Here is a 22,287-nt window from a genome sequence, read left to right on the forward strand (position 1 = left end):
GCTCGGCCAGGGGCCTTACCGGGAACGCCTCTGCCGAGCATGGCTCGGCACTACATCAGCTGCCATGCAGGCGTAATGGTCGCGGGTGGCTCAGGGGCCTTCGTTATTCGACTCGAAGAACACGAACCATGCTCGGCGGGGGCCGTACCCGCAAAGCCCGTAGCCCGGGTAAGCGCAGCGCACCCGAGAGCATTGCGCGAATGGCCCCGGGTGCGCTGCGCTTACCCGGGCCACACGGAATGTAGCGCCGAGCCATGCTCGGCCAGGGGCCTTACCGGGAACGCCTCTGCCGAGCATGGCTCGGCACTACAGGGAGCGGTTGCTCAGGCATCGTGATCGCGGTGGTAGCGGGTGGCTTCGGCCACTTCGTTCTTCGAACCGAGGAACACCGGTACGCGCTGGTGCAGCTGGGTCGGGGCGATGTCGAGGATGCGCTCGCGGCCATTGGTGGCGGCACCGCCGGCCTGCTCCACCAGCAGTGCCATCGGGTTGGCTTCGTACATCAGGCGCAGCTTGCCGGCCTTGCTCGGGTCCTTCTTGTCCCACGGGTAGATGAAGATGCCACCGCGGGTCAGGATGCGATGCACGTCGGCCACCATCGAGGCGATCCAGCGCATGTTGAAGTCCTTGCCGCGCACGCCTTCCTTGCCGGCCAGCAGATCGGCCACATAGCCCTGCATCGGCGCTTCCCAGTGGCGCTGGTTGGACATGTTGATGGCGAACTCCTTGGTGTCTGCCGGCACCTGCATGCCACGCTGGGTCAGCACGAACTCGCCAGTTTCGCGATCCAGGGTGAAGGCGTGGGTGCCGTGGCCCACAGTCAGGATCAGCATGGTGCTGGGCCCGTAGATGCAGTAACCGGCGGCGACCTGCTGGGTGCCCGGCTGCAGGAAGTGCTCGTCACCCGGCTTCTCCACACCCTGCGGGGCGCGCAGCACCGAGAAGATGGTGCCCACCGACACGTTCACGTCGATGTTGGAGCTGCCATCCAGCGGATCGAACAGCAGCAGGAAGTCGCCCAGCGGGTATTCGGACGGCACCGGCTGGCAGTGGTCCATTTCCTCCGAGGCGCAGGCGGCCAGGTGGCCACCCCAGGCATTAGCTTCGAGCAGGATCTCGTTGGAGATCACGTCCAGCTTCTTCTGCGCCTCGCCCTGCACGTTGCCGGTGCCGGCATCACCCAGCACGCCGCCCAGGGCGCCCTTGCTGACGGCGATCGAGATGCTGGTGCAGGCGCGGGCAACCACCGCCACCAACTGGCGCAGGTCGGCATTGATGCGCTTGGCATGCTGTTCTTCGATCAGGAAGCGGGTCAGCGACGTACGGGACATGGACGGCAACTACCTTCAGACAAAAGGAGGGCTATTGTCGCGGCTGGGCCCTTTTTTTACGAGCGATGGCCAGACTTTGTCTTTCTGTGGACAAGTGTGGACAGTGCCCGCGTGCGGAGGCCGCGCATGGTCGCCACGGCAGGCAGGACCCTTGTGCGCCAAGCCTGATGCGCTTATCCACACGCATTTGGGGATAACTTCGTTTGGGTATGAGATGTGGATAAGTCCGTGGGTATTGGCTTTATCCACAGGCTTCGTACCATTCACGGCCTTGCTGGAGATCACGATGGATTGGAATCAGGCCGTACACGGGTTGTTGACCGCTTTGGGCGTCGGTCTGCTGATAGGTGCAGTGCGCGAGCGCCAGCACGGCGGCCGTACCAGTCTGCAGGCTGGCGTGCGCACGCATGCGCTGGCCGCCCTGCTGGGCGCTGCCGGGCTGATGCTCGGGCAAGCCGTGTTTGTGGTGGCATTGCTGTCCGTGGCCGCCTTGGCGTGGACCAGCTACCGCGTCACCTCACGTGAAGACCCGGGTCTGACCGGCGAGATCGCCCTGTTGATAACCGTGCTGCTGGGCGGGCTGGGCATGCAGCAGCCGGCGTTGGCGGCGGCCCTTGGCGTGGTGGTGGCGATCCTGCTGTGGGCCAAGGCACCCCTCGCCCGGCTGAGTCGGGAGCTGATCAGTGACCAGGAGGTGCGCGATGCCTTGCTGCTGGCGGCCTGCGCGCTGGTGGTGTTGCCGCTGCTGCCCGATCGCGCTGTCGACCCCTGGGGCGTGCTGGTGCCGTCCAAGCTGTGGCAGATCGTGGTGCTGGTGATGGGCGTAGGCATGCTGGGTCATATCGCCCTGCGGGCAGTGGGCGCGCGCTGGGGCTTGCCGGTGGCCGGGTTCTTTTCGGGGTTTGCCTCATCCACCGCAGCGGTGGCGGGCTTTGGCCGGGGCAGTCGTGGTTCGCCGGCCTTGGTGATGCCTTCGGTGGCAGCGGCCTTGTTGGCGAATCTGGCGTCCTTGCTGCTTTTTGCTGCGGTTATCGGCACCAGTTCGGCGACTTTGCTGAAAGCAGCCGCATGGCCTCTGGCTGCCGCCGCGCTGGTGTTGCTGCTGTGCTCGGCACTGGGATTGCGCCACGTCGCCGATGAGGCGGTGCCGCAGGGGCCGGCAAGCAAGGCCTTCCAGCTCAAGCACGCCCTGCTTATCGCGTTGGTGATCGCGGCGGTGCTGCTGCTGTCCGAAGGGCTGCGGCAACTGTTCGGGCAGGCCGGCGCCTTGGCCGGTGCGACGATTGCCGCCTTGGGCGAATTGCATGCGGCGGCGGCGAGCATTGCCGGGCTGACCGCCTCCGGTGGCCTGGAGCTGGCGCAGGCGCGCTGGGGCGTGGTGGCCTTGTTGGCCTCGGCGTCACTGGCCAAGTCGGTGCTGGCGTTTGCCAGTGGTGGTGGGCGCTATGGGGCCGGTGTGGCGGTCGGATTGGGAGCGATGGTGGTGGCTGCGGTGGTGGTTACCTGGGTGGTGCCTGGCTAGCTGTGGATATCCACAGAGGGGTGTGGATAAGGCTGGGGCGTGGGGTGTAGCCCTCCATCATTTTGCGAACTGCGGCTCTTCTTGCCCCCTCCCTTGCGCAACGCGCAGGGGAGGGCTGGGGAGGGGTGCTTCAAAGCTCTTGCTCCACAGCCTTATCCACAACCCTGAAGCCACAAAAAAGCCCGGGTTTCCCCGGGCTTTTCAACGCATCGGCAGCAACGATCAATCAGCCGCGGCTGACTTCGTAAACCGCCTTGGCCACGTAGTCCAGGTTCTTCTGGCTCAGTGCGGCCACGCAGATGCGACCGGTGCCGACGGCATAGATGCCGTAGTCGTCACGCAGCGTGTCCACCTGTGCCTTGCTCAGGCCCGAGTACGAGAACATGCCAGCCTGCTGCTGGATGAAGCCGAACTCCGGCGCGCCCAGGGCAGCCAGCTTCTGCACCATGCCGGCACGCAGGGCGTGGATGCGCTCGCGCATTTCGGTCAGCTCGGCTTCCCACACGCCACGCAGCTCGCCGCTGCCCAGCACGCCGGCCACCAGCGCGGCACCGTGGGTGGAGGGGCTGGAGTAGATGGTGCGGATGATGCGCTTGACCTGCGACTGCACGGCCTTGGTCGAGGTAGCGTCCGGGCCCACCACCGACAACGCACCCACGCGCTCGCCGTACAGCGAGAACGACTTGGAGTACGAATTGGCGACGATGAAGCTGTCGATGCCGGCCTCGGCGACGATGCGCACGGCCTGGCCGTCCTGCTCGATGCCCTTGTCGAAGCCCTGGTAGGCCATGTCGATGAAGGGGAACAGCTGACGGTCCTTCAGCAGCGCGGCAACCTGCTTCCACTGCTCGGTGCTCAGGTCGGCACCGGTCGGGTTGTGGCAGCAGGCGTGCAGCAGCACCACGGTGCCCGGCTGCAGCTTCTGCAGGTCGGCCAGCATGCCGGCGAAATCCAGGCCGTGCGCGGCGTTGTCGTAATAGGTGTAATCGACCACGTCAAAACCGGCGGCGCCGAACACGGCGCGGTGGTTTTCCCAGCTCGGGTTGCTGATGGCGATGGTGGCGTGCGGCAGCAGACGCTTGAGCAGGTCGGCACCGACGCGCAGCGCACCGCTGCCGCCGATGGTCTGCGAGGTGGCAACGCGGCCAGCAGCCAGCAGATCCGAGCCCTCGCCGAATACCAGCTTCTGGGTGGCCTGGGTGTAGGCCGGCAGGCCGTCGATGGGCAGGTAGCCGCGCGGTTTGGCCTCGGCGGCAAGCTGCTGCTCGATCTGCTTGACGGCGCGCAGCAGCGGAATGCGGCCGTTTTCGTCGTAGTAGATGCCCACGCCAAGATTGACCTTGGTGGTGCGGCTGTCAGCGTTGTAAGCCTCGGTCAGACCCAGAATCGGGTCACCAGGAACCTGTTCCACGTTTGCAAAGAAGGACACGGCGATACTCGTATCAGTTGGCGGGGAGTGGGGGCGTTCGGCGCGGGATGCCGCTGTGGCGCTCTGAACCGCAACATCGTAACAGGGCTGGGGCCTTGTGGCCGCAGGGTTTCAGCTGGAACTTCATGCATGACTGCGATGACGCCATCACCGCTGATCGGGGATGATGGGCCGATGCGTACATGTAATCGGTTTTTTGCTTTTTCCGGCCTGATGCTGGCCTTGCCCGCCCTGGCTGACGAGTTGTCCACCGCTACGCTGGAGCGGGTCCAGGTACAGGCGGCCAAGGTCCACGCGGTGGATGATTTCGACCTGCCGGCGTCCAGTACAACGCTGGGCGCGGATACCGACGGCAACGGCCGCGGCGCGCAGGTGTCCGAGCTGTTGGGGGCGGTGCCTGGCTTGCTGGCACGTGACCGGCAGAACTATGCACAGGACACCCAGCTGTCGCTGCGAGGCTTTGGTGCGCGTTCCACCTTCGGCGTGCGCGGGGTGCGGCTGCTGGTCGATGGGGTGCCGGCGACCATGCCTGATGGCCAGGGCCAGCTGTCGCATTTCAACGTGTTTGGTGCGGACCGGGTGGAGGTGCTGCGCGGCCCGTTCTCGGCGCTGTATGGCAATTCTTCCGGTGGCGTCCTGCAACTATGGAGCGCCGATGGCCAGCCGGGCGATCCGTGGCGGCTGCGCAGCAGCCATGGCAGCAACAACACCTCCAGCACCGGCGTACAGCTCAAGGGCCAGGTTGCGGCCATGCACTACAACGTGGCGGCCAATCACTTCACTACCGATGGCTGGCGCGATCACAGCGCGGCGCGGCGCGAATCGCTCAATGCGCGGCTGGGTTTCGAGCTGGCACCGGGGCATCGCCTGGAGCTGCTGCTCAATGCCTTCGACGCACCGCATGCGCAGGACCCGCTGGGCCTGAGCCGTGAGCAGGTACGCGACAACCCGCGGCAGGCAACCGCGGTCGCCACGCAGTACAACACCCGCAAATCGGTGCGGCAGAACCAGGCGGGCGTGGTCTACAGCGCCGAGCGCGACACGCAGACCTGGCGGCTGATGGGCTATGCCGGCCAGCGTGCAGTGGAACAGTTCCTGGCGATTCCGCCGGGGCCGCAGAACAGTCCGCTGCATTCCGGCGGCGTGATCGATCTGGACAGCGACTACGGTGGCCTGGACGCGCGCTGGGCGTGGCACGGGCAGCTGGCGGGCAGGCCGCTGGAACTGGTGATCGGTGCGAATGCGGACCGCCAGCAACAACACCGCAGCAGCTACGAGAACTTCGTTGGCAGCACGTTGGGCATCAAGGGGCGGCTGCGTCGCGACCAGCAGGACCGGGTGCAGAACGTGGACCAGTTCGCGCAGGCCTGGTGGCAGTTCAGTCCACGCTGGTCGGCGCTGCTGGGGGCGCGCCACAGCCAGGTGCAGTTCCGCTCGCGCGATCACTACATCACCGGCGGCAATCCCGACGACAGTGGCAGCCGCGACTACGCGGCCACTACGCCAGTAGCGGGCGTGGTGTTCCGTGCCAGCGACGATCTGCGCTTTTATGCCTCCGCCGGCCGCGGTTTTGAGACACCAACCTTCAACGAACTGGGTTACCGCGCCGATGGTGCTGCCGGCCTGGCCCTGGATCTGGCAGCGGGTAGCACGCGCAATTACGAGATCGGCAGCAAATGGCGGGCGCAAAGTGGTGCCCGGCTGGAGCTGGCGCTGTTCCGTGCGGACAGCGACGACGAGCTTGCGGTGGCGACCAACAGCGGTGGCCGCAGCAGCTACCGCAACATCGGCGCTACCCGTCGCCAGGGTGCGGAACTGAGTTGGCAGCAGCCGATCGGCGCGGACCAGGAACTACAGCTGGCGTACACCTGGCTGCAGGCCACCGTGCGCCAGCCCTATCTGACCTGTACCGGCTTGCCCTCGCCCTGCAACCAGCCTGCAAACGTGGTGGCGGCCGGAACGCGCTTGCCGGCGGTGCCGCGCCAGCAGCTGTTCGCGCGCTGGCAGTGGCAGCCGGGGCCGTGGCAATGGGCCGCTGAAGTGGTCGCCGCCAGCGATATCGGGGTCAATGATCTGGGCAGTGCCAGCGCCGCGGGGTATGGCCTGCTGAATCTGGAGATGGCGCGGCAGTGGGCCACGGCGCGTGGGCCTCTGCGTGCATTCGCGCGTGTGGACAACGTATTGGACCAGCGCTACATCGGTTCGGTCATCGTCAATGACGGCAACCAGCGCTATTACGAACCGGGACCGGACCGCAGCGTCACCGTAGGCCTGCAATGGCAGTGGCTGCGCTAGTGGGCGGTAGCGTTTCCGCAAACGGCCACATTCCGATCACTCCTCGCTAACGGCGGCGGGCGTATCTGTGGCGGCCCAACAGGGAGGGTTGTGCCATGTACCGCCCCGATCGTCGCGAACACCCAGCGCCGCCAACCTTGTTTGGCGTTGACCCCTCGGTGATGCGCCGTGGCCGTCTGCGCCGCAGCCGGCATGCCGCGGGTGAAGTGGCGCAGGATTTCGTCCAGTACAGCCTGGATGACTACGCCCGGCGCCGCAGGGGGGCCCTGCGCTGGCCCGATCTGCAGCCGGCCTACGCCTTTGCCCTGACCACCCACGCCGCCGACTGGCCCCGTGACTCGGAGGCTGAACTGGCCGAGCACTGGGAACAGGTGCGCGGTGGCTCGCGACTGCGCTGGGAGCAGGTGCGGGATCTGGTCGAGGACGCCTGGATGGCCTTGGATCGCATGCCGGTGGCGGCGGTGCATGTGCGCTGAGTTCAGTCTTCTCTGGCCTTCTTCGGAGGGGTTGGGAAGCGCGTCTTGTCGCAGTTGGCGTGGGTGAAAAGCACAAGGCACACGGCTGCGCCGTGCTTCCCCTCTCCTGCCTGCGGCATCCTCTCCCGCTAGGGGAGAGGAGAACAGCAACAGCTGGGCGACCTTCCGGATCACGGCAATGCTGCTTTCAGCTCCCTCTCTCCTTGCGGGAGAGGGTTGGGGAGAGGGAGAGCTGTTCGCAGTGAATCAGCAAGGAAAGCACACGGCTGCGCCGTGCTCCCCTCTCCTGCCTTCGGCATCCTCTCCCGCAGGGGGAGAGGAGAACAGCAACAGCAACAGCCACAGCCACAGCCACAGCAAAACGGCTTTCCGTCGCGATCAGCCCGGAAGTACTGAGGCCGCGCGAGCCAATTGCTCGATGCCAGCCCAGTCTTTCGCCTGCAGCAACTCTCGCGTGGTCAACCACGAGCCGCCCACGCACAGCACATTCGGCAGGTGCAGGAACTGCGACGCGGTCTGTGCGCTGATGCCGCCCGTCGGGCAGAAGCGCACATCGCCGAACGGCCCGTTCCAGGCCGACAACATTGCCGCGCCACCGGCCTGCACCGCCGGGAAGAATTTGAACGTATCCAGCCCCTGCTCCAGCCCGCGCATCAGCTCGGATGAGGTGGCCACGCCGGGCAGGAACGGCAGGTCGGTATCACGTGCCGCTGCATATAGCGTATCGGTCGCGCCCGGCGATACCGCGAAGCGGCCACCGATGGATTTCACCTTTTCCATCTGCGCGGGCGTCAGCACGGTGCCGGCACCCACCACCGCATCAGGCACCGCTTCGACCATCGCCTTGATCGCATCCATCGCAATCGAGGTGCGCAGGGTGACTTCGATCACCGGCAAGCCGCCGTTGAACAAGGCCTGCGCCACCTGCACCGCATCGTCGACATTGTCGGGGGTGAACACCGGAATCACCGGTGCCAGTTTGAGCACTGCGCGTACGCGCGGATCAGCGCCGGACATCGAACTTTCCTTCGCCCATCAGGGCCATCACGTCGGTCACGCCGACAGGGTTGAAATCACCGGGAATGGAATGCTTCAGGCAGCCTGCGGCCAGCCCGAACCGGATCGTGGTTTCCGCATCCATGCCTTCAATCAGGCCATGCAGCACGCCGGCGGCAAATGCGTCGCCACCGCCGATGCGGTCGACGATATCGGTCAGCTCTTCAGCCGGGGCCAGTGCACGGGTGCCATCGCGGCCAAGCAGCATCGCGCCCAGCGAATGGTGGCCAACGCTGTGCGCGCTGCGCTGCGTGCAGGCCATGTACTGCAGGCGCGGGAAGGCGGCGAACGCCTGCGCGGCGGCGGCATCCACACGCGCCTGTACGTCGGCTTGCGGGAACTCGCCGCCCAGTACCACGCCAATGTCGCGGTAGTCGGCAAATACGATGTGCGCGCACTCAAACAGATCACGCAGGATCGCCTTGGCGTCGCCGCCCCAGCGCTCCCACAGTTTCGGTCGGAAGTTGCCGTCAAAGGAAACCTTGATGCCGCGCGCGTTGGCCGCGCGCGCTGCAGCCAGCGTGGCCTGCGCCGCTTCCATGCCCAGCGCCGGGCTGACCCCGGACAGGTGCAGCCATTGCGCGCCGTTGAGCAGCGCCGGCCAGTCATAGCTGTCAGCACGCGCGCTGGCGAAGGCCGAGTCGGCGCGGTCATAGACCACTTCGCTGGGGCGGTGGCCGGCGCCGGTGGTGAGGAAGTACAGGCCCATGCGGCCATCGCTGCGGCGCACGCGGCTGGTGTCCACGCCATGCCGGCGCAGTTCGCCGGCCACGGCCGCACCCAGCGGGTTGTCGGCCACCACGCTGATCATCGCCACGTCATGGCCGAAGTGCGCCAGCGACACGCCGACATTGGCCTCGGCACCACCGGCATGCACGTCCAGCGCCGGCGATTGCAGCAGCAACTGGTTGCCGGGGGCGCCGAGCCGCAGCAGCAGCTCGCCAAAACATAAAACTTGTGGATGCATCTACTTGCTCCAGGTGTATCAGTCGGTAATGCAGGTGGGGACAGGCAGACCGGCCTTGCGGCGGGCCAACTGCAGTTCGTAAAGCGAGGGCGCGTCCGCAAGCGGCTGGTTGAGCGAACGCAGCAACGGCGCCGGGCGATAGTTGACTGTAAACCGGCGGTTGCCGGAAATGCCGATCACGCGCGCATCCGGGCCTTCGTCGCTGCCGTCCAGGCGCACCGTTTCATCCGGCGCCGCGCCGCCATCCACGGCTACCTGCAGGTTCCAGGTGGTGTTGTAGCGGCCATGGCCGGGCTCCCAATAGCCGGCGCCGCTGCCATTCCAGATGGGATACCAGGCTTGGCCGGCCTTATCACGACGGGCGGTGATGTGCAGGCTGAGATTGTCGAACAGGTTCTGGTGGTTGGCACCGGCGTGCTGGTCGATTACCGGTTCCTGCCAGGCGCGGGCGCGCAGGAAAACATTGCGGGTGGCCTGGGTATTGATGCTGAAGGTGTGGATGACCGGATTGAACACGTCGATATCGCGCACCAGCACGTTGTGCACATTGCCCACGTGCACCGCGTAATGGGCTTTGCGTTTGCCCTCGATGACCATGTCGGACAGGGTCAGGTTGGCGCTGTCATAGGTCAGCACGGCGGCATCGGCGTCACGGCTGCGGATATTGCGGATCCAACCGTCGTACACGCCGGCAAAGTGGATGGCGTTGTAGCCCTCCTCCTGGTGGTGGCCGAAGCTGCTGCCTTCCGGGAACACGAAGCTGATCTCTTCGATGCCGACCTTGCTCAGGTGCGGCCAGCTGGCAACGTCTGCCGGCAGCTGCGCGTTGATGTCGTGCAACAAGGGGCTGGAAAGGGTGGCATGGTTGCCGGTGATGGCTTCGATGCGCACGGTCTGCACTGCCAGCGCCCGGTCGGGGAAATTCCAATGGTTGGCGCCCACCTTCAGCTGCGAACGGTCCGCGCCGTACAGCTCCTTGACCAGCGCGCCGTCGGGACCTTGCTGGTTGAACCAGCGGATCTGCACGACATCGCCAACAGCAAGCTTGCTGCCGGCATCGAAGGTGACTTGGCTCTGCCCCTGCACACCGCCCAGCAGCTGGCCCAACCGGTTGGTGCTGGAAGGCGTGTCATAGCGGCTCAGATAGGCCGCGGGGCGGTTGTTGGCGGGGGCGACCCAGAGGAAGCCGCCGGTCCACGAATACTCGGAGAACAACGCATGGACGTTGTTGTCGCGCTCGACCTGGTACTTGTTGTTCTCCACCAGGTACTCGCGCAGCTCCTTCAGTTCCTGGCTCTTGTCGACGATGCGCAGCGGCCGTGGGAAGAACAGTTCCGTGCCGCCCACGCCGCTGCCTTGGCCGCGCACCACGATATCGCTGCGGTCGATGCGCAGTATGTCGCTGACGATCAAGCGCCCTGCCGGCAGCTGCAGGATCACCGGCCCGGTCACGGCGCGCGCCGCCGCCAACGCCTTCTGCAGGGCCGCCGAATCATCCAGCGCATCGTCAGCGACCACGCCGTAGTCGCGGGCATCGACCAACTTGCCGCTTGCCTCGGGCAGGGGGATCAAACCGTTGCCATAGCCGGCGTGGGAGAAGTCCGGAAGCGGGTTCGGGCACCGCCCTTCGCCAACGCTCAGCAAGGGCGCGGTGGTGTCGCCGGCCAGCACCGGCAGCGGTGCCAGCAGGGCTGCAAGCAACAGCGTGCGCAATGGCCGATGGCGCGGTGACGGGCCGTGATGGGAGGTTGGTCCGGGCATTTGGCTGCAACTCCTTGGATTTATGACACCGATGGCCAATTCATCTTTGCGATGGCCAAATTCACTCGCAACATATTGAAAATCCTAAGATTTGTCTTGCTGCGCCGCAAGGTGCGTCTTCTCGCATTCTGGATAGACTAAACCAATGACCAGCGGTGTCATAAGGGGACCGGCCAATTACGACAAAGGCCGGCCCGGTTTGCTCAAGTCCATTCGAGGGGAGATCGGTAATGACGACAGCAGTGACCAGCAAGTGCTCCATGGCAGTACTCACCGGCGCCATCCTGGCCGCCCTCTATGCCCTACCGGCCCAGGCGCAGGACGCGGCCGGCACCCAGGACCCCAGCACGCTGGACACGGTGACCGTGACCAGTACGCGTGAGACCCAACGTGATTCGATCGAAGTGAAGCGTGATGCTTCGGTCATCGTCGACGCCATCGTCAATGATGAAATCGGCGCACTGCCGGACAACTCCGTTGGCGAAACCCTGGAGCGCGTAGCCGGTGTGACCGCCGACCGTTTCAAGGGCTCGGCCTCGGAAATTTCGGTGCGTGGCATGGGGCCGTATCTGGGCTTCTCCACGGTCAACGGCCGTGAGGTATCCAGCGGTAGCGGTGATCGCGCCGTGTCCTTCCAGCAGTTCCCGTCCGAGCTGACCAACGGCGTGCTGGTCTACAAGACCCAACAAGCCGACTTCGTCGAAGGCGGCATCTCCGGCATCATCGAGCTGCGCACCGCGCGACCGCTGGATGCCAAGAAGCGCCGCATCCAGATCGAGGGGCGCGGCAACTACCAACCGGGCGCAGACCGTGCCGACGATGGCTTGGGTTCGCGTTTCTCCGGCTCTTACCTGGATCAGTTCGATACCGCCTATGGCCGCGTTGGTGTGGCGCTGGGCGTGGCCACCACCGATGGCTCGGCACCGGAGGATTTCTATACCGCGTCGTCGAGCTTCCGGCCGTGCAACAGCATCCACGGCACGGCATCGGCGCCGACGGCAGGGAACTGCAGTTACGAAGCAGGTAGCGACAACCCGACCTACTTCGTGCCCAATCAGTTCAATTTCCGCCAGCTCAAGACCGAGGATACCCGTCGCGCCTTCTCGGGCGCGTTGCAGTGGCAGCCGAATGATCGTTGGGACATCGCGCTGGATACTCAGCTGTCCAAGCGCAAGTCCTACGAGGACCGGCACGATCTGGTATTTGCCGAAGGTCGAAGCGGGATCGTGCCGATTGAAATGAACGCTGACGGTGCGCTGATCAAGTACGCCGGCAACGGCTACCTGGAGTCACAGGGCACCATCCGCAACCGCGACGAAAGTTACACCGGCGTTGGCTTGTCCGCAGCGTTCAAGGCCACTGACGCGGTCACCATCAATGGCGATCTGTCGTACTCCAAGACGCACCGTGAGCAGGTGGATTTTTCTACCCGGCTCCGCAGCAATACGCTGTTCGGAAAGGGTGGCCGGGTTGGCTATGTCGTTGATCAGTCAACCGACATTCCGACCGTGGAGTTCCTGAGCCCGGTCGACCTCAACGACTACGATGCCTTCACCACCAGCGGTTATGCGCGTCGTCAGGCCGAGGATCGCGAGGATGAGATCAAGGCCGCGCGCATGGATGTCACCTGGGATCGCTACGGCACCTGGCACCAGTTCAAGTTCGGCGGACGCATCTCCGACCATGATCGCGTCACCGATCTGGACAACAACAACAACCTGGAAACCATTGCTTCGGCTGCGTTGCTGGCCGGCAATGCCAATTGCCGCATTGATAATGCCGTCAGCGATTGGGGCAAGGGCAGCGGCACCAACATCACCCAATGGGCACAGTTCGATACGCGCTGCCTGTACAACGCTTTCACCGGTTCCAACGATCTGGGGGCGGCGGCCGATCCGCGCAGCGAAAGCGACCTGAACATCAATGAGCGCATCTACGCGGCCTACGCGATGGGCAGTTTCAGCAGTGAATGGGGTGCAACGCCTGTTACCGGCAACCTGGGTGTCCGCGTAGTTCGCACAGAGGTGGAATCCAGTGGCTACCGCGGCGCCTATACGCTCGAGAGCTCGATCGATGCCACCACCGGGCTGCCGTCATACACCCTGGAGCGGGTCCCCGGCAGCTTCGATACCGTGACCCTGGACCACAGCTACACCGACGTGCTGCCAAGCTTCAACATCAGCGCGCAGCTGCGGCCGGATCTGTACTTGAAGGGCGCCGTTTACAAGGCGATTGCACGCTCCAATATCGAGGACCTCGGTGCTGGCCGCACCCTGATCATCGATGGCAATGCGGCCACGCCGGAGGAAGCATTGGAGGGCGCGAGCGGGGGCAATCCGCGTCTGGAACCGCTGCAGTCCTGGAACCTGGACCTGTCGCTGGAGTACTACCAGAATCCCTTCACCAGTTACTCGCTGGCGCTGTACTACAAGCGGCTCAAGGCGGGCACAGTAGCCAGCGATGCCTACTCGGTCAACGAAGACTTCGTGATTGATGGCATCACCTACAACGTACCGGTGCAGCAGCAGGGCAACGACAGCAGCAAGTCTTATCTGCGTGGCTTTGAAGTGACGGCCAACCATGCCTTCACCTATCTGCCGGGTGCCTGGAGTGGCCTGGGGCTGCAGTTCAACTACAACTACGCGGAATCCAACTTCAAGTACGCCGACCCATCGGCAGTCGACCCGGACTACCCGCTTGCCGACTTCACCGATCCGGCGGGGATCATTGGCTTGTCGCGCAATACCGGTTCGCTGACCGCGTACTGGGAAGGCGGCGGCCTGTCGCTGCGTGCTGCCTACAAGTACCGGTCGGGCTACTTCAAGCCATCATCGCTGACCGCCAACCGCTTCGTTGACGACTCCGGCTATCTGGATCTTTCAGCCAGCTATGACATCAATGAAAACTGGCAGTTGAAGGCCCAGGCCATCAACGTCACCAACGAGCACCAGGTGATGTACCGCCCGGTGCAAGGCAGCATTGCCGAGTCCAGTTACTTCGGGCGCAGCTACTTCTTCGGCGTGAGGTTCCGCTATTGAGGCGTCCTGCAACGCTGAAAGGCTGGATGGCGATGGCACTGGCGGGGCTTTGCCCCGTACAGGCCATCGCTGCTGGCCCGGCCAGCGCACCGACCTGCCACGCGGATCAAGGCTACGCGGCGGCATTTGATGGTGGCCGCTTGTTCCTGTGGCGGCCGGATTGGCTGCAGCAAACGCGGGCGCAGTTTGATGCGCCTGCATTGGCGACTGCCCGCGCTGCGCTGCTGCAGGCCGCCGATGCAGCGCTGCAACACCCGCGCTACAGCGTTGTCGACAAGACGCGGTTGCCGGCCAGCGGTGATCGCCACGACTACATGAGCATGGGGCCTTACTGGTGGCCGGATCCCAGCAAGGCTGACGGTCTGCCCTATAAGCGACGCGACGGCCATTTCAACCCGGAGCGTGATTCAGGAGCATTCGATGTCACCCGCCTGGAGGCGATGAGCAGCGACGTGCAGAGCTTGTCGCTGGCCTACTACTTCACCGGCGACGAACGCTACGCCGACAAAGCCGTGCAGGTCCTGCGCACCTGGTTCCTGGATCCGGCCACGCGCATGAATCCAAACCTGGAGCATGGACAGGCCATTCCCGGCAAGGTCGCCGGTCGCGCGGAGGGCGTGATCGATGCGCATCGCTTGCCGCGGGTGATTGAATCCATTGGCGTGCTGCAGCGTGGAAAAAAGTTGGATGCACACGACATCGCCGGCCTGCAGCGTTGGTTCGGGGACCTTGCCGGGTGGATGCAAAGCAGCAGGATCGGCCAGGAAGAGCGCGCGGCACGCAATAACCACGGCCTGTTCTACGACACCTTGCTGACGCACTTCGCGCTGTTTGCCGGTGATGCGCAACTGGCTGCCGCCGTCGCCGAGCGCGCCAAGCCAGCACGGCTGGCGCCGCAGATATCGGCCAAGGGCGAGCTGCATGAAGAGCTCAGCCGCACCCGCTCGCTGCACTACGTCACCTGGACCTTGAACGCGGCGTATGACCTGGCGGACCTGGGCAACTGCGTTGGCGTGGACCTGTGGAGTTACCAAGCCCCGAATGGCAACGGCGACCTGCGCAAGGCGACTGATTTCGTCGCGGCCTACAGCACGGATGTCAGTCGCTGGCCTTACCCTGAACTGGACAAGGCGGACACGTTGGACTTCTACAAGGCGATGTCGCGCGCGGGCTGGCAATGGAACGAACCGGACTACTTCGCCGGTGCCCGGGCACTGCAGCCAGGCAATGACGGATCGGAGTGGAACCTGTTGATTCCCTTGCCCCCGCCACGCGGCGGCTGAGCAAGACGGCAATGAGCGAGGGCGCATCCTGGGGTGCGCCCTTTATTGGCTATCGGTGTCATTGTCGGCCGGGTGTCCATTCAATGCCCCGGGCTGGTGTTGCGCTGTCCTTCGGACAGGGCTTTCCGGCGGCTGCAGCTCCTGTTGCAGTGCAAGATGCTCCGCTTTCACGCAGCTGTTACTTTCGGTTTTGACCAGCGGTGTCATCCGGCGTGAAACACAAGCTGGCACCACCGTATCGCATGCAAACCTTGGAGAGGGGAAGCACAATGAAGCCACGTAACTCGCAGAAAAAGACACCGGTTACCTTGCTGGCCTTGGGTATCGGTCTGGCCCTTCAAGCCGGCGCTGCTTCGGCGCAGGATGCAGGTAGCGCTACCGACCTGGACACCGTGACCGTCACCGGCTACCGCGCCAGCGTCGAGAAGGCGATGGACATCAAGCGCGGCGAAGCCGGTGTGGTCGATGCCATCGTTGCCGAGGACATCGGCAAGTTCCCGGACCTGAACCTTGCTGAGTCGCTGCAGCGCATTCCCGGCGTGGTGATTGCGCGCGATGCCGGTGAAGGCCGCAGCATCTCCGTGCGTGGCCTGGGCCCGGAATTCACCCGCGTGCGTATCAATGGCATGGAAGCACTGGCAACGGTAGGTTCCGGTGACCAGACCGGCGGCTCCAACCGTGGTCGTGGTTTCGACTTCAACGTGTTCGCCTCGGACCTGTTCTCGCAGTTGATCGTGCGCAAGACGGCGTCGGCCGATGTCGAAGAAGGTTCGCTGGGTGCAACGGTTGACCTGAACACCGCGCGTCCGTTCGACTACGACGGCTTCACCTTCGCCGCCAGCGGCCAGGCCAGCTACAACGACATGGCGCAGAAGGCCGATCCGCGTGTGGCCGCGCTGATCTCCAATACGTTTGCCGATGGCACCTTCGGTGCACTGTTGTCGGTGGCCTATTCCGAGCGTCAGGTGCTGGAAGAAGGTTCCAACACGGGCCGCTGGGCCAATGGCACCAGCAACGGTGGCTTCAATGCGGCCTCCCCGTATACCGAGGCATTGTCTGCTGATACGTATCACCCTCGTTTCCCGCGCTACGTGCAGATGGAGCACCAGCAGAAGCGTCTGGGCGTCACCGGCTCCCTGCAGTGGAAGCCCAGCGACGCCACCGACATTTCGCTCGACGCGCTGTACTCCAAGATCGATGCAGTGCGCGATGAGAACTACATCGAGGCAATCTCGTTCAGCCGTTCGGGCACCGGCAAGCCGCAGACCATCGTGCGCGATGGTGAGGTCCGCAACAATGCGCTGGTCTATGGTGTCTTCGACAACGTCGATATCCGTTCGGAAAATCGCCATGACGAATGGAGCACCGACTACAAGCAGCTCAGCTTGAATGCCAAGCACCGGTTCAGCGACGACTTCACCCTGTCCGGCAAGATCGGCACCTCGCGTTCCAGCCATGAGAATCCGGTGCAGACCACGATCATCATGGACAAGTTCGACGTCGACGGCTTCAGCTACGACTACCGTGGCGACATGAATCGACCGGTGCTCAACTATGGCATCGACCCGACCGATCCCAATGGCTGGACCCTGGCGGAAATCCGCTTGCGTCCGCAGTACGTGGACAATGATTTCGATACCGGCCAGATCGACTTCAACTGGAACATCAGCCCCGGCTTCCGCCTGAAGGGCGGCGTGCTGGCCAAGGACTACACCTTCAAGACCGTAGAGCTGCGCCGTGCGGCCGAAGGCACGGTGCCGACCTTCGCCGACGGTACGACCATCGTGCCGGGTGACCTGACCCAGGATGCGAGCCTCAAGGGTTTCAGCGGCTCGCCGTCGAACTGGGTGGTACCCGACCTGGACGCCATCGCCAATCTGTTCAACATCTATGGCAATGACGGGATTTTCGCGGTGGCTCCGCGTCTGAACAACACGCGCAGCGTCAAGGAACAGGACCGCGGCGCCTACCTGATGGGTGAGTTCTCCACCGAGCTGGGTTCCATTCCGCTGTCGGGCAACTTCGGTGTGCGTTACGTGCGCACCAAGCAGGAATCCACCGGCTCGGCAATGATCAACGGCGTGCCGACCGACACCACGGTCAGCCGTACCTATGACGACACCCTGCCCTCGTTCAACCTGGTTGCCGAGATCACCCCGGACTTCCTGATCCGCCTGGGCGCGGCCAAGGTCATGACCCGCCCGGGCCTGGGCAGTCTGACGCCAGGTGTGACCGTAGCGGTGGCGGGCGGTGCGCGTACTGTCAGCGGCGGCAATCCGGATCTGGATCCGATCCGCGCCACCAACGTGGACCTGGGCTTTGAGTGGTACTTCAACGAAGGCGCGATGGTTGGTCTGGGCCTGTTCTACAAGGACATCGAGAGCTTCATCCAGACGGCGAAGGAAATCCGCCCGTACTCCACTAGCGGCCTGCCGGCTTCGCTGCTGGATGGCACCGGCGCGACCGTCAACGATGACTTCACCTTCTCGATCCCGCTGAACACTCCGGGCGGCGAGCTCAACGGCCTGGAAGCGAACTACATCCAGCCCTTCACCTTCCTCCCGGGCAAGTGGTCCAACCTGGGTCTGCAGCTGAACTACACCTGGGTGGATTCCAAGATCCAGTACCTGAACAGCAGCGGTGCGGCGGTGATGAAGAACGACCTCACCGGTCTGTCGCGCTCTTCATGGAATGCAACGCTGTTCTATGAAGGCGACAAGTTCGCCGGTCGTGTATCGGCCACCAACCGCGATGACTACCTGACCCAGGCGCCGGGTTCGGAAGCCGGCTTCAACGTCGACGGCGTGCATGGCGTCAGCGGCACCACCGTCATCGATGCGTCGTTGCGCTACAAGATCAGCGACCAGGTGGAACTGAGCCTGGAAGCGATCAACCTGACCAACGAAGGCTATGACGAGTGGGTGCAGTCGCCGACCACTGGCCAGCTCCCGCTGTACTACACCGAGACCGGCCGCCAGTACCTGCTGGGCTTCCGCTACAAGTTCTGATGCTGTGATACCCATCCCGGCGCGATGCCGGGATGGGGTTTTGATGGTGCGACGCAGAATGTGCAGACGCGTTGGCGTCGCTAACTTGGCCCACCGCATGCGGACTGCACCTGTGCCGCACGCCACCAAGAGACGCACGATGCCTCCACGTTCCAACCGCCCCGTACTCCGCCCCTTGCTTTTGGCTTCTGCGCTGCTGTTCGCTCTCCCGGCGGCAGCGCAGGTTTCTTCGCCACAGTTGCTGTTCCGCGTATCGGCGGACAAGGGCTTCAGCGCGGACAGTGCGCAAGGCGATGCCATCCCCAATTTCCAGGACAAGGTCAGCCTTGTCGACAATGGTGCGCATGGCCGTGCCATCCAGTGGCAGGACGATGGCGTGCTGTCGTGGAATGCCCCCGGCAACATCCAGGCCGAACGCGGCACGTTGTCCTTCTTCTGGCGCTCGCGTTACGCGGTGGGTGAAACCCCGTTCGTGATCTTCCGCGTCGGCTATGCCGACCACAGCAGCTGGGACATGGCCTGGCTGCGCATCGATTGGAATGGCCACGGCTTCGATGCTTTCGTCACCGATGCCAACCTGGCCCGCACCCGCGTCTCGTTCAAGCTCGACGGCAATCCTTCGCCCGTACAGTGGCAGCACATCGCCTTTGCGTGGGACGAGGACAAGGGCGTCAAGCTGTTCGTCGATGGCCGTGAAGTGGTGCAGGCGGCGACCACCGGTGATTACGACGCCGCGTTGGACCAGTTCGGCCTCGCCGGGCGGGTGATGGCGCCCTACCAGGTGCAGAGCCGCTACAACTTCCTGCGCGGCAGCGACTTCGATGAGATCCGCGTCTACGACCGCATGCTCGATGCCAATGGTGTCGCCGCGCTAGCACGCAATGCCGAACCACGCAGTGCCGAGACCGGGACCGCGTCGCAGCGCGCCTGGTGGCACCGCTATGGCTGGGAAGGCGCGCCGCCGCCGGTACTGAGCGCGCCGACAACCTCGATCCGCAAGGTCGAGTTTGCCGACGTCAAGGACAAGCTGCAGTGGATGTGGAAAGGCACCGACGGCATTGCTGAAACCACCTGGCCGGGTGTCTACAACCGCTCGCGCCTGCCCGGTCGCAATGACTATATGCAGCTGCCGGACTGGAACACCTATGTCGAAGGCGGCCAGCAACTTGACCTGACCGTGCCGGCAGGCGAAACCATCAACCGCATCGAGATCCGCGGTGCCGCCTACGGTGAACTCAAAGGCACGGCGGGCAGCTTGTTCAATCGTCCGCAGGGCGTGGTGCGCAGCGTCGACAGCTTTGCCGACCAGGTGGGCGGCACGCTGCACTTCCACAACACCGCGCAGGAAACGCCGATCCAGGAAATCTGGGGCTATCAGGTCAGCGATGCGGCCGAGCCGGAGGGCACGGTCAAGCAGCGCTACCAGATCGACAGCAGCGTGCTGCCGGACTACACCAACATTGCCAGCCTGCGTGATTACATTGACGGCCGCTTCGCCCCGGACGAGCGCAGCACGGTGATGGCCTTGCCCAAGGGCGCGGGCTCGCGCAAGCGCGGTGCCGACAGCCTGCCGGCCAAGCCTCTGCCGATCGTGCACGTGCTGGTTCCGTCCGGCGTGGGCGATGCACCGGCCGCGCAGCCGCTGATCCGCAGCTGGGCGCACAGCTGGGAGAACATGTATGACGGCCTCGATGGCGTGGCCATCGACATCCCCGCCCTGGACCTGCCAGCGACGCATGACGGTTTGATCCCGCTGAACATCCGCATCAAGGACCCGGTCTGGCCGGCACGCGACATGATTGATGTCTCGGTGTCGGTGAAGCCGGGCCAGGCACGCACGCTGTGGCTGGACCTGCGTGATCGCATCCTCACCGCCGACAGCCTGTGGATCACGCTGGCCTCGGCGGCACCGGGCTTCAACGCCGCATCGCTGGATGGCGGCGAAGTGCGGCTTGTGTTCAAGGAGCGCAAGGAGGCGATCAAGCAACACGTCGCCGACCGTTTCAACCAGGTGCGTGACAACTGGGGCTTCCTGGTCGAGGAACACACCACCTCCAAGCGTCAGCGTCTATACGCGCGCGTCTATGCTGACCTCAGTGATCTGCTGCGGGTTGATCCGGACCATGAACTTGGCCGTCTGTATTGGAACTACATCAGCTACAACAGCCAGGGCAAGCCGCCGTTCGAGCAGCCACTGCCGCCCAAGGGCGTGCCGCTGTGGGCGTTCCGCCAGGTGGAAGACCTGAAGTACGTGCGTCGCTTCGTCGATTGGTGGATTGAAAACCGCCAGGTGCCCTACGGCGATTTCGGCGGCGGCATTTCCGATGACTCGGACCTGGTCCAGCAATGGCCGGGGCTGGCGCTGATGGGGGTTGAACCGGAGCGGCTGAACACCTCGCTGACCGCGCTGTCGGACGCGGTTTACAAGAACGGCATGTTCTCCAATGGCCTGAGCACCATCGAGACCGACGAACTGCACGCCTACGAGGAAGGCATCAACGCCAACAGCGCGATGCTCTACCTCAACTGGGGTGACCCGCTCACCGTCGAGCGCCTGATGGAAACGGTGAAGGCCTTCGACGAGCGCATCATCCTGCGCAACCCGCAGGGCAACCTGCTGTTCTCCAGCAACTGGTTTGGCGGCAACAAGGTCTACCGTGAGCCGAACTGGCAGTGGCAGAAGCCGTATTCGTTCCCAGCCCTGCACCCGGCCTTCCTGATCGGCGAGTACAACGCCGATCCCACCGGCCGCAAGCTGGTCACCGGCTTGGCGGATGGCTATCTGGCCCACGCCTATACCGACGACAAGGGCCGCTTCACCCTGCCCAATGAAATCAACTGGGCCACCGGCAAGACCCGTGGTGGCGAGCTGAACCAGGGTTCGGGCAGTGGTGATGTGATGCATACGTTCTGGGCTGCATGGCGCTGGAGTGGCGATGCCAAGTACCTGCAGGCGCTGGACTACCGCGTGCTGCGTGGTGGGCCGGGCGCGCTGTCCAATCTGGGCGAGAACTACGTCGATGTACTCGGTCGGCAGCAGGACTGGGGCCAGCAGTTGCTGGCCGACGCCGACAAGGGCGGCAGTGGCTTCGCCGCGATCAGTGCCTGGCAGCAGACCGGTGACAAGAAGTACCTGGAAGCGCTGCATGCCGATGGCATCCAGGCCAAGGCACAGCGCGAGTACATGAATACCGAAGGCCACTGGTGGAGCGACCGTGTCGAAGCGCCGAGCGAGTTCCTGCAGCGCCTGCGCCTTGGCGGTATCGGCCTGAAGCGCAACCAGAGCTGGCCGGGACATACCGTCAGCTGGCAGTTCGCGCAGCCTGATGCTGCCGAGCAGGTTGCCCTGCTGGTGCATGCGCCCTCACGCGAGCGCTTCAAGGTGATCGCCTACAACCTCGGTAACACGCCGCTGGACGTGACGATGACCGGCTGGAACATCGCTGCCGGTACCTGGCGGGTGCGTAGTGGCGTGGATCGCGATGGGGACGATGTGATCGATGGCAAGGCGGAGGTTCGCGAGGTGCTGCTTGAGAAGAGCGTCGGCACGCAATTGCGGTTTGCGCCGAAGCAAAGCCAGGTATTCGAGTTCGAGCTGGTGACAGCGGGTACGCCGGTGGAGACGCGCGCCGACCTGGGTATTGGCCGCGGTGATCTGAAGCTCGACGGCGAGCGCGTATTGCTGACCGTGCACAGCTTGGGGCATGTGGGTACTGGTCTTGGCTATGCGGTGTTGGAAGATGCGGGTGGTCGCGAAGTAGCGCGGGTCGCGGTGCCTGCCCTGGAAGCACCGTTGGATCTTGTGCCGCGCACGGTGACGGTGGAGCTGGCGTTGCCTGCTGGCTTCAAGCGTGAGGGGGCGAGTGTGCGGGTGGGCCTGGAGGGGGATGGGGCTGAGGTGACGAAGCTTAATAATCGGTTGCCGCTGTCGGCGCGTTGATGCTCTGAAGCTCTGAAGCCCCTCTCCCCCTGCGGGGCGATGGAGAGCAGTTTGCGAACCATTGGTTCGCTGCTCTCTGAGCGCACTCGCGTAAGCGAGGGCCGGGGCGCGGAGCGGAGGTTGGGGAGAGGGGAAGCGATCGAAGATCGCTGCTCACCTGAAAGACGAAAGCCAGCGTGCT

General features: G+C 64.3%; 12 protein-coding genes. 7 read left to right on the top strand and 5 right to left on the bottom strand.

Annotated features, from left to right (window positions below; all coding sequences use genetic code 11):
• Nucleotides 1–323 precede the first annotated feature (323 nt).
• Nucleotides 324–1,331, bottom strand: a complete 1,008-nt coding sequence (locus tag RT460_RS06915) for a class 1 fructose-bisphosphatase (protein WP_313317982.1) — start codon at nucleotides 1,329–1,331, stop codon at nucleotides 324–326.
• 286 nt (nucleotides 1,332–1,617) lie between these two features.
• On the opposite strand from RT460_RS06915, the gene RT460_RS06920 reads away from it, so the two are divergent.
• Nucleotides 1,618–2,853 (top strand): DUF4010 domain-containing protein, encoded by a 1,236-nt coding sequence (locus tag RT460_RS06920; protein ID WP_313317983.1) that lies wholly within the window; start codon nucleotides 1,618–1,620, stop codon nucleotides 2,851–2,853.
• A 226-nt stretch (nucleotides 2,854–3,079) separates the two neighbouring features.
• Here RT460_RS06920 and RT460_RS06925 read toward each other — a convergent pair whose 3' ends face one another.
• Nucleotides 3,080–4,282, bottom strand: coding sequence for an amino acid aminotransferase (locus RT460_RS06925; protein ID WP_313317984.1), 1,203 nt, complete (start codon nucleotides 4,280–4,282; stop codon nucleotides 3,080–3,082).
• 213 nt (nucleotides 4,283–4,495) lie between these two features.
• Here RT460_RS06925 and RT460_RS06930 point away from each other — a divergent pair, with 213 nt between their 5' ends.
• Both RT460_RS06930 and RT460_RS06935 read left to right on the top strand, forming a co-directional pair.
• Entirely contained in the window at nucleotides 4,496–6,577 is a 2,082-nt protein-coding gene (locus RT460_RS06930; RefSeq protein ID WP_313318038.1) for a TonB-dependent receptor, read from the top strand.
• 161 nt (nucleotides 6,578–6,738) lie between these two features.
• Nucleotides 6,739–7,053 (top strand): hypothetical protein, encoded by a 315-nt coding sequence (locus RT460_RS06935; protein WP_313318039.1) that lies wholly within the window; start codon nucleotides 6,739–6,741, stop codon nucleotides 7,051–7,053.
• 378 nt (nucleotides 7,054–7,431) lie between these two features.
• Here the strand turns inward: RT460_RS06935 and eda are convergent, their stop codons facing one another.
• From eda to RT460_RS06950, 3 genes are read right to left on the bottom strand one after another with little or no spacing between them, the layout of a single operon-like run.
• Nucleotides 7,432–8,070 (bottom strand): bifunctional 4-hydroxy-2-oxoglutarate aldolase/2-dehydro-3-deoxy-phosphogluconate aldolase, encoded by a 639-nt coding sequence (eda, locus tag RT460_RS06940; RefSeq protein WP_313317985.1) that lies wholly within the window; start codon nucleotides 8,068–8,070, stop codon nucleotides 7,432–7,434.
• A complete protein-coding gene (locus RT460_RS06945; RefSeq protein WP_313317986.1) occupies nucleotides 8,057–9,076 on the bottom strand; it encodes a sugar kinase in 1,020 nt (339 codons plus the stop codon). The genes eda and RT460_RS06945 overlap by 14 nt, the downstream gene beginning before the upstream one ends.
• 18 nt (nucleotides 9,077–9,094) lie before the next feature.
• The gene (locus tag RT460_RS06950; RefSeq protein ID WP_313317987.1) at nucleotides 9,095–10,837 is read right to left on the bottom strand and encodes a glycosyl hydrolase family 28-related protein; all 1,743 of its coding nucleotides are present in this window, start codon (nucleotides 10,835–10,837) and stop codon (nucleotides 9,095–9,097) included.
• Nucleotides 10,838–11,097: 260 nt separating this feature from the next.
• On the opposite strand from RT460_RS06950, the gene RT460_RS06955 reads away from it, so the two are divergent.
• From RT460_RS06955 to RT460_RS06970, 4 genes are all read left to right on the top strand, one after another.
• Complete coding sequence (locus tag RT460_RS06955) at nucleotides 11,098–13,875, top strand: TonB-dependent receptor (RefSeq protein ID WP_313317988.1); 2,778 nt, start codon at nucleotides 11,098–11,100, stop codon at nucleotides 13,873–13,875.
• 26 nt (nucleotides 13,876–13,901) lie between these two features.
• Complete coding sequence (locus tag RT460_RS06960; RefSeq protein ID WP_313317990.1) at nucleotides 13,902–15,158, top strand: alginate lyase family protein; 1,257 nt, start codon at nucleotides 13,902–13,904, stop codon at nucleotides 15,156–15,158.
• Between the two features lie 269 nt (nucleotides 15,159–15,427).
• Complete coding sequence (locus tag RT460_RS06965; protein ID WP_313317991.1) at nucleotides 15,428–18,166, top strand: TonB-dependent receptor; 2,739 nt, start codon at nucleotides 15,428–15,430, stop codon at nucleotides 18,164–18,166.
• A gap of 139 nt (nucleotides 18,167–18,305) precedes the next feature.
• Nucleotides 18,306–22,106, top strand: a complete 3,801-nt coding sequence (locus tag RT460_RS06970; protein WP_313317993.1) for a LamG domain-containing protein — start codon at nucleotides 18,306–18,308, stop codon at nucleotides 22,104–22,106.
• The last annotated feature ends 181 nt before the right edge of the window (nucleotides 22,107–22,287 follow it).

Source organism: Stenotrophomonas sp. (assembly GCF_032061965.1).
In the GTDB taxonomy this organism is placed as follows: domain Bacteria; phylum Pseudomonadota; class Gammaproteobacteria; order Xanthomonadales; family Xanthomonadaceae; genus Stenotrophomonas.